General features: G+C 71.9%; 9 protein-coding genes and 1 tRNA gene. 3 read left to right on the forward strand and 7 right to left on the reverse strand.

All coding sequences use genetic code 11. The annotated features are described in order from the left end of the window. Positions 1-143 precede the first annotated feature (143 nt). The 4 genes from D455_RS0116740 to D455_RS0116755 form a co-directional block, all read right to left on the reverse strand. Positions 144-217: transfer RNA gene (locus D455_RS0116740), tRNA-Leu, on the reverse strand. Positions 218-357: 140 nt separating this feature from the next. Further along, on the reverse strand, positions 358-1734 hold the full coding sequence (locus tag D455_RS0116745; RefSeq protein ID WP_017571864.1) for an NAD(P)/FAD-dependent oxidoreductase: 1377 nt from the start codon (positions 1732-1734) through the stop codon (positions 358-360). 358 nt (positions 1735-2092) lie between these two features. Next, positions 2093-3085, reverse strand: a complete 993-nt coding sequence (locus D455_RS0116750) for a Ppx/GppA phosphatase family protein (protein WP_017571865.1) — start codon at positions 3083-3085, stop codon at positions 2093-2095. Further along, a complete protein-coding gene (locus D455_RS0116755) occupies positions 3082-3669 on the reverse strand; it encodes a DUF501 domain-containing protein (RefSeq protein ID WP_017571866.1) in 588 nt (195 codons plus the stop codon). The genes D455_RS0116750 and D455_RS0116755 overlap by 4 nt, the downstream gene beginning before the upstream one ends. An 89-nt stretch (positions 3670-3758) precedes the next feature. Between D455_RS0116755 and D455_RS0116760 the strand changes: the two genes are divergently transcribed. Both D455_RS0116760 and crcB read left to right on the forward strand, forming a co-directional pair. Then, positions 3759-4175 (forward strand): fluoride efflux transporter FluC, encoded by a 417-nt coding sequence (locus tag D455_RS0116760; protein ID WP_017571867.1) that lies wholly within the window; start codon positions 3759-3761, stop codon positions 4173-4175. Continuing rightward, entirely contained in the window at positions 4172-4552 is a 381-nt protein-coding gene (gene crcB / locus D455_RS0116765; RefSeq protein ID WP_017571868.1) for a fluoride efflux transporter CrcB, read from the forward strand. The genes D455_RS0116760 and crcB overlap by 4 nt, the downstream gene beginning before the upstream one ends. A 15-nt stretch (positions 4553-4567) precedes the next feature. Here crcB and D455_RS0116770 read toward each other — a convergent pair whose 3' ends face one another. From D455_RS0116770 to D455_RS0116780, 3 genes are all read right to left on the reverse strand, one after another. Next, positions 4568-4942 (reverse strand): FtsB family cell division protein, encoded by a 375-nt coding sequence (locus tag D455_RS0116770; protein WP_017571869.1) that lies wholly within the window; start codon positions 4940-4942, stop codon positions 4568-4570. Between the two features lie 141 nt (positions 4943-5083). Next, positions 5084-6367 (reverse strand): phosphopyruvate hydratase, encoded by a 1284-nt coding sequence (gene eno / locus D455_RS0116775; RefSeq protein WP_017571870.1) that lies wholly within the window; start codon positions 6365-6367, stop codon positions 5084-5086. A gap of 104 nt (positions 6368-6471) precedes the next feature. After that, the gene (locus D455_RS0116780) at positions 6472-7035 is read right to left on the reverse strand and encodes a TetR/AcrR family transcriptional regulator (RefSeq protein WP_026122703.1); all 564 of its coding nucleotides are present in this window, start codon (positions 7033-7035) and stop codon (positions 6472-6474) included. A 151-nt stretch (positions 7036-7186) separates the two neighbouring features. Between D455_RS0116780 and D455_RS0116785 the strand changes: the two genes are divergently transcribed. Beyond that, complete coding sequence (locus D455_RS0116785; RefSeq protein WP_017571872.1) at positions 7187-8389, forward strand: FAD-dependent monooxygenase; 1203 nt, start codon at positions 7187-7189, stop codon at positions 8387-8389. Positions 8390-8562: the final 173 nt, after the last annotated feature.

The raw sequence follows: 8562 nt of genomic DNA on the forward strand, positions 1-8562 counted from the left end.
CGGGAAAGTCGGGGAATCGCCTGGATTGCGCGAAACACCCGGAATGCCGGAAGCACGGGTGGGCGCGCCGGGGCGGCGGCGGGCGACCGCACACGGAAAACGCCCGCTCGGAAAGCGGACGCCGCCCGCGTGGGTGCCATAGGTACCCCCGGTCGGACTCGAACCGACACTTGTGACCCTTTTAGGGGGCCTGCCTCTTCCATTGGGCTACGAGGGCGTGGCCCATCATACCGGGCGGGCTGATTGCCCACTTTGACTTGACTTGGCCGGATTAGGACAGGAAACGACCGGCTTCCCTGGGAAGCCGGTCGTTTCGCGGGTGGGGAACCGCGCTGGTGGGCGACGCGCGGTCCCGCCTCAGCTGACCCTGCGCAGGCGCCCGTCCTCGACCTGCGGGTGACTGGCCTCCTCGAAGGCCTGGCGGGGCTCGGCCATCTCCGGGAGCGCGGCGAAGTCACGGCGCAGGAGGAAGGCGAGCGTCCAGTCCGAGAGCACGCGCATCTTGCGGTTGAAGGTCGGGACCGCGAACAGGTGGTAGGACCGGTGCGCGTACCAGGCCAGGCGACCGTTGAGCTTGACCTTGCCGAACAGCTGGGCGGCGCCCTTGTGCAGGCCGAGACCGGCGACCGCGCCGAGGTTCTTGTGGCGGTAGGCCTTGAGCCCGTTGCCGCGCAGGCTGGCGATCACGTTGTCGGCGAGCACCGGGGCCTGGCGGACCGCGTTCTGGGCGTTGGGCGGGTAGTAGCCGCCGTTGCCGTCGGGCACCTGGGCGTTGTCACCGCCCGCGAAGGCGTTCTCCACGCCGTTGACGGTGAGGTACTCGCTGGTGTCCAGGTGGCCCTTGGGACCGAGCGGCAGGTCGCTGGCGGCCACGACCGGGCTGGGCTTGACACCCGCGGTCCACACCAGCGTGCCCGCGTCGAACTCGGTGCCGTCGCTGAGCTTGATGTGCTGGTCGACCGCCGACTCCAGGAAGGTCTTGAGCCGGACGTCGATGCCGCGGCGGCGCAGCTGGTTGAGGGCCTTGCCGCCGACCTCGGGGCCGACCTCGGGAAGGATCTTGTCAGCCGCCTCGATGAGGTAGAACTGCACGTCCTCCAGGTCGATCGAGACGTGGTGGCGGACCGCGTCGCGGACCATGTCCTCCAGCTCGGCGATGGCCTCGGCACCGGCGAAGCCGCCACCGACGAAGACGAAGTTCAGCGCCTTGCGCCGGGTGGCCTCGTCGTCGGTGGAGTCGGCGATGGCGAGCTGGTTGAGGACGTGGTTGCGCAGGTAGGCGGCCTCCTCGACCGTCTTGATCCCGATGCCCCACTCGGCCAGTCCGGGGATGGGCAGGGTGCGCGAGACCGCTCCGGCGGCCATGACGATGTGGTCGTAGGCGATGGTCTCGGGCTCGCCGGCGTTGGGCTCGTAGCGGACCGTGCGGTCGGCGTGGTCGATGCGCACGACCCTGCCGCCCAGGACGCGGACGCGCTGGAAGACCTTGCGCAGCGGGACGACGACGTGGCGGGGCGAGATGTTGCCGGACGCGGTCTCGGGCAGGAAGGGCTGGTAGGTCATGTAGGAGTTCGGGTCGATGACGGTGATCCGCGCCTCACCGGCCCCGAGCTTCTTCTCCAGCCGCCTCGCGGTGTACATCCCGAGGTAACCGCCGCCGACGATGAGGATGTGCGGGATCTCCGCCTCGTCCCCTCCGCCGTGTACCAGCCGGTAGTTCCTGCTCTCGGTCATCGCATATCCCGCCCTAACGGTTTGGTGTGCGCCCCTTCCCAGGGGCCGCGAGGTTGTCACGGTCTTCCGGTCGCCCACGCCGCGGTCGCGGTGGAGTGCCGCCTGGATCGGAGCGGGTGTTTCGTCCCTGTTGCTTGTGCATTCTTTCACAAGCCACTACCGACAGAGAAGGTTCACACCGGACCACCTTCTCACCACTTCCCAGCCCGCACGACTCACGTTTCCGCAGGTCAGAGCGGTTGTGAAAGCATTCACAAGGCGTCCGCGAGGTGACACGTCTCACCCGTGGAGCTCTTGCGCGGGCCCTCCGGCGGGGCCCGCGTTCACCGTTTCCCCAGTTCAGCCCGGAAGCCCGGGTCTACTGGACGACCAGGCTCCAGGCCACGCCGTCGAGGATGTCGTGCTCACTCGCCGTGAAGGAGTCCGCGCCCGTGCGGGCCAGCACGCGGGACAGCACCAGCGCGCCCGCGCCGATGACGTCCACCCGGCCGGGGTGCATGACGCCGATCCGCGACCGCTCCGCGGAGGTGGCGCCGAGCAGCTCCCCGGTGATGCGCTCCAGGTCGGCGACGCCCACGCGGGTGTGGTGGATGCGCTCGGAGTCGTACTCGGGCAGGTCCAGGGCGATACCGGCGACGGTGGTCGCGGTGCCCGCGACGCACACGACCGCGCCGGCCTCACGCAGCGGAACCACCCGCTCGACCTCGTCCAGCGCGGCCTCGACGTCCGCGGTCGCCGCGGCGATCTCCTCCTCCGTGGGAGGGTCGCCGCGCAGGTGGCGCTCGGTCATGCGCACACAGCCGATGTCCACCGACAGGGACGCGCGGACCAGCTCACCGTCCTCCGCGCCCGGGTCGCCGCCCAGGACGAACTCGGTGGAGCCGCCGCCGATGTCCACGACCAGGAAGGGCGGAGCCAGGTCGCCGTCCGCGCCCTCGTCCGCCTCGGCGTCGAACTCGGCGGTGGCGCCCACGAAGGACAGTTCCGCCTCGTCCAGGCCGGTGACCACCTCGGGCTCCACACCGATGATCTCGCGCACGCCGTCGATGAACACCTGGCGGTTGCTGGCGTCCCGTGTGGCGCTGGTGGCGACCATGCGCACCGTGTCCGGCCCCAGGGGGACGCCGTGCGCCTCGATGGCCTCGGCGTAGCCGCGCAGCGCCTCGAAGGTGCGCTCCAGGGCCTGGGGCGCGAACGCCCCGGTCTCGTCCACGCCCTCGCCCAGGCGCACGATCTCCATACGCCGGTCGGCGTCGACCACCTGCACCTCGTCGCCGTCGACGTGGACGACGTCGGCGATCAGCAGGCGGATGGAGTTGGTTCCGCAGTCGATGGCCGCGACACCGCTCATGACCCGTTCCCTTCGACGCCCTCGGGGGCGTTCTCGTCGACACACACGCACGGGCCCCTGTCCCACCAGTGCGGCAGTTCCTCCAGCGCCTCGGCGCCGAAGGGGTTGGTCCCCGGCTCGGCGAGCTCGTGGGCGACCAGGGCGTGCAGGCACTTGACCCGGGTGGGCATGCCACCGGTGCTCTGCATGCCCTCGGGCAGCGGCTCCACGCCGTCCNNNNCGGCCAGGTAGGACTCGTGCGCCCGGGTGTAGGCGGCCTGGAGCTCGGGGTCCTCCCCCAGGCGCTCCTGCATCCGGCGCATGCGGCCCTCGTTCTCCATCCGGCCGATGGCCGAGGCCGCGCGCGGGCACGTCAGGTAGTACAACGTCGGGAAGGGCTCGCCGTTCTCCAGCCGGGGCGCGGTGCGCACCACGTCGGGCAGGCCGCACGGGCAGCGGTGCGCGACGCCGCGCACTCCGCGCGGCGCGCGGCCCAGTTGGAGTTCGATGGCGGCGGTGTCGCGCTCGGCGACCGGACCGGTGTGCCCGGCGGCGCCGGTGGTACCGTCGGCGGGCCCCGGCGCGGGGTGATCTGCGGAAGTCATGGCGCCCCCAGCATAGGGCCGGTCGGAGCCCGCGGGTGCGAGCGCGTCAGCGGCCCGCCCGCCGGGGCCCATGAGGTGTGGGGAGGGACATGTCCGTCGGCGATCGCCCGCGCCGCGTGTGGGGCGTGGCCGTCCTGGCGGGCCTCACCGCCTGCGGCGGGGCCGCGGGGNTGGCCTGGCCGGTCCCCGACACCGGTGTGCCGCTGGCCACCCTGGCCGTCAACCTCACGGGATCCGTGCTCATGGGCGCCCTGGTCGCGGCCGTCACCGGTCTGGGCGCGGCGCCGACCCGGGTCAGGCAGCTGCTCGGCACCGGTTTCCTCGGCGGGTTCACCACCTACTCGACCCACACCCTGGAGATCGGCCTGCTGTTGGCGTCCGGCCGGGTCGTCCCCGCCGTGGCCTACATGTCGCTCACACTGGTCGGCGCGGTGGCCGGGGTCGCCCTGGGCGCGTGGGTGACGGGGCGCGTGACCGCCCTCCTGGCCCGGAGGAGGCGCCCGTGACCCCCGAACTGCTGACCGTGGGCCTGGGCGGCGCCGCCGGGGCGGCCCTGCGCTACCTGCTGGACCTGGCCGTCCGGCGCCCGGCCTCCGAGCGGCTGCCCTGGGGAACGCTCACCGTCAACACCGCGGGCACCCTGCTGCTGGGGCTGGTGTTCGGCGCCGCGTCCGCGCTGGCCGTCCCGTCCTGGCTGTGGAACCTCGTCGCCGTGGGGCTGTGCGGCGCCCTGACCACGTACTCGACGTTCTCCCACGAGGTCCTCGCGCTGGTCCGGGGCGGCCGCCCGCTCGCCGCGACGGCCTACGCGGCGGTGACGGAGTGCTGCGCCCTGGGCGCGCTGGCCGCGGGCGTGCTCCTGGCCCGGGCCCTCCCGCTGTGACGGAGGTCCGGCCGGTCAGAGTCCGCCGTCGTCGGGCGGCGGGCTGTCGGCCTCCTCCACCGAGCGCCACAGGGTGGTGAACCAGGGCTCGCTGGGGCCGGTGTCGTCCTCGGTGTCGTCCTCGGAGTCGGGCGAGATGACGATGTAGGTGGTCTCCCCGGGGTACTGGTAGTGCAGCCGGAGGCGGGCCTCACGCTCCACGTAGGAGTCCTGGGAGAGCTCCTCCTTGCGCTGGCGCAGCTCCCGCACGTCCCGCTCCATGCGCGCGTGCTCCTCCTGGAGCTCGGCGATCTGGGCGCGCTGGGCGATGTACTCGCGCAGCGGGTAGGCCAGGCTGAGCGCGATCACGCACATCACGAGCGCGAGGATGGCGGCACGGCTGGTGAGCATGGGCCGCACCCGGTGGGTGCGGCCCGTGCCCGTGCCAGAGGATCCCGGCTTCCGCGCAGGTCGGCGTCCGGACCTGTCGGCTTTGGCCGACTTACTGGCCTTTGGGCGCTGCTGCTCGGATTCGCGGGACACTGGGGCAGACTAGCCGCGCGCGGCGAAGCGCGGGAAGGCCGACACGCCCGCGTACACGGCGGCGTCGTCGAGTTCCTCCTCGATGCGCAGCAGCTGGTTGTACTTGGCGACCCGCTCGCTGCGCGCCGGGGCGCCGGTCTTGATCTGCCCGGCGTTGGTGGCCACCGCGATGTCGGCGATGGTGGTGTCCTCGGTCTCACCGGAACGGTGGCTGATCATGGCCGTGTAGCCGCTGCGCTGGGCGAGGGCGACCGCGTCCAGGGTCTCGGTGAGGGTGCCGATCTGGTTGACCTTCACCAGCAGCGAGTTGGCGGTGTCGGTCAGGACGCCGCGCTGGAGCCGCTCGGGGTTGGTGACGAACAGGTCGTCGCCCACGAGCTGGACCCGCCCGCCCAGGTCGGCGGTGAGCTTCTTCCAGCCCTCCCAGTCCTCCTCGTCGAGGGGGTCCTCGATCGAGACGAGGGGGTAGGCCTCCACCAGGTCGGCGTAGTAGGCGGACATCTCCTCGGAGGAGCGCGACCTGCCCTCGAAGGTGTACACGCCGTCGTTGTGGAACTCGCTGGCGGCCACGTCCAGGGCGAGCGCGATGTCCGTGCCGGGGGTGTAGCCCGCCTTCTCGATGGCCTCCACGATCAGGTCGAGGGCGGCGCGGTTGCTGTCCAGGTTGGGTGCGAAGCCGCCCTCGTCGCCCACGCCGGTGCCCAGGCCGTGGGACTTGAGGACCGACTTCAGGGACTGGTACACCTCGGCGCCCCAGCGCACGGCCTCGGCAAAGGTCGGGGCGCCGATCGGCGCGACCATGAACTCCTGGATGTCGACGTTGCTGTCCGCGTGCGCGCCGCCGTTGAGGATGTTCATCATCGGCACGGGCAGGACGTGCGCGTTGGGACCGCCGATGTAGCGGAACAGGGGCAGCCCGGTCTCGGCGGCGGCGGCCCTGGCCACGGCCAGCGAGGCGCCCAGGATGGCGTTGGCGCCGATCCGGGACTTGTCCGGGGTGCCGTCCAGGTCGATGAGCGCGCGGTCGATGATGCGCTGCTCGTCGGGGGCGTGGCCGAGCAGTTCGTCGGCGATCTCGTCGTTGACGGCCGTGACGGCCTTGGTCACGCCCTTGCCGCCGTAGCGGTCACCGCCGTCGCGCAACTCCACGGCCTCGAACTGGCCGGTGGAGGCGCCGCTGGGAACGCCCGCGCGCGCGATGGTTCCGTCGTCGAGCAGGACCTCGACCTCGACTGTCGGGTTGCCCCGGGAGTCAAGGATCTCCCGCGCCTGTACTGCCTCGATGGACGCCACGGTCTCTCTCCGTCTCTTCGGGTTTCTCGGACCACTGGTTCAGGACCCGACACGAGACTAGCGACCCCCGTCCGGGGACGGAGCGAGCACCCGCCGGAATTGGTCTAGTCCATGCCGGACATGCCCGACTCCAGAGCCGCCATCGCGATGTCCACGGCGCGTTCGCGGTGGGCGGCGGCCTCCTCCGGGGCGAACATGACGGAGAGGTCCTGGATACCGCCGAGGGCGATCACCGCGCCCATGCGTGCGGGAACGCCGTGTTCGGGTCCCACGAGCAGGGTGTCCAGACGACGGCGCCAGGAGATGACGGAGTCGACCAGGCCGGTCTCGGCCAGCGATCCCAGGTCGTGCAGGACGGCGACCAGCAGGGCGCTGTGGCGCACGCAGACGTCGAAGTAGTCGCCGAGCAGGGCGCGCGGGTCCCCCGCTCCCCCGCCCCCGTCGGGGCCGTACCTGGCGAAGAGCGCCTCCATGTCCTCCCCCAGGGGTTCGACCAGAGACCTGAGCAGGTCGTTCTTGGACGGGAAGTGGTAGTACAGCGCCGCCTTGGTGATGTTCAGGCGTTCGGAGATCTCCCGCAGGCTGGTCCTGTCGAAGCCCTTCCGGGCGAACAGCTCCAGGGCCACGGCCCGGATCTCCGCCTTGGTGTCGGTCTGCGCCCTGGGCACGCGCGTCACTCCCGTTCCCTCGTCTGGTGCGTCGAGTCTAGCTCCGACCTTCCGGCCGGTAGTTTGCTTGTCAACCGGTAAGTTACTTGACGCACGGTAAGTAGCGGCCTAGCGTGAGGAACACCGAGCGTCCGAGTGAGCGGAGAACCCCATGACCGCCGTACGCAACGTCCTGATCTCCGGCGCCAGCATCGCCGGACCCGCCCTCGCCCACTGGCTGCACCGCCACGGCATCGGAGCCACCGTGGTCGAACGCGCACCCGCGCCCCGCACCGGCGGCTACGCCATCGACGTGCGCGGCGTCGCCCTCGACGTCGCCGAGCGCATGGGCGTGCTCGACGGCATCCGCTCATCGGTCACCGAGATGACCCGGGCCACGATCGTCGACGCCCGCGGCAGGCGCGGAGGCGGCTTCGAGGCCAGCTCGATCGCCACGGACGGCCGCTCCCTCGAACTGTTGCGCGGTGACCTCGTCCGGCTCCTGCACGCACCCACCACGGAGTACACCGAGTACCTGTACGGCGACTCCGTCGCCGAGATCGAGCAGGGGGAGGACGGGGTCCGCGTGACCTTCGAACACGCCGCGCCGCGCGTGTTCGACCTGGTCGTGGGGGCCGACGGGCTGCACTCCACCACCAGGCGGATCGCGTTCGGCCCCGAGGAGCCCCACCGCCGCTTCCTCGGCAGTTACCTCAGCATCTTCACGGTGCCCAACCACCCGGGGCTGGACCGCGAGGCCGTCCTGTTCAACACCCCGGGACGGCTGGTGGCGATGTACCACACGCCCCGCGCCGAGGGGGCCAAGGCCATGTTCGCGCTGTCCGCGCGCGAGGAGAACGGCGTCGACCGCAGGCCGCCCCGGGACCAGCGGGAGTTCCTGCGCCGGACCTTCACCGGGCACGGCTGGGAGGCCGACCGCGTCCTGGCCGCGATGGAGGAGGCTCCGGACTTCTACTTCGACTCGGTCACCCAGATCCGGATGGACCGCTGGTCCACCGGGCGCGTGACCCTGCTCGGTGACGCCGGGTACTGCCCCTCCCCCATGTCCGGGCAGGGCAGCAGCCTGGCCATGGTCGGCGCGTACGTCCTGGCCGGGGAACTGGCCCGCCACGACGGCCACGCCGCCGCACTGGCCGCCTACGAGGCGCGGATGCGGCCGTTCGTGAGGGCCAACCAGGCCGTCGCCGACGCCGGAACGGACTTCCTCCTGCCCCGCACCCGCCTGGGACTCGTCACGCGTGACCTCGCCGTGCGGGCCGCCCCGCTGCTGTCACGGCTGGGCACCTTCGACACGAAGCTGTCCCGGGCCGCCGAGGCCCTGGAGCTGGACGCCCCCGCCCCGGCGGGCGCCTGAGGGGACCCACGGGAGGAGCGAGGGGGTCCGGTCGCGGCTTCCGGGGCGGCACCGGCCGTCCGGCGGCGTTGGAGCGTCGCCCGAACGCGTCGCCGGTCCGGGGCTCGGGGGCGTGGCCGCACCGTGTGCGCCTCCCGGTTCCCCGCACGAGGCGCGGCTGGCCTCCTCCGGCT

Origin of the sequence: Nocardiopsis halotolerans DSM 44410 (assembly GCF_000341065.1) — a bacterium.
Lineage (GTDB): Bacteria > Actinomycetota > Actinomycetes > Streptosporangiales > Streptosporangiaceae > Nocardiopsis > Nocardiopsis halotolerans.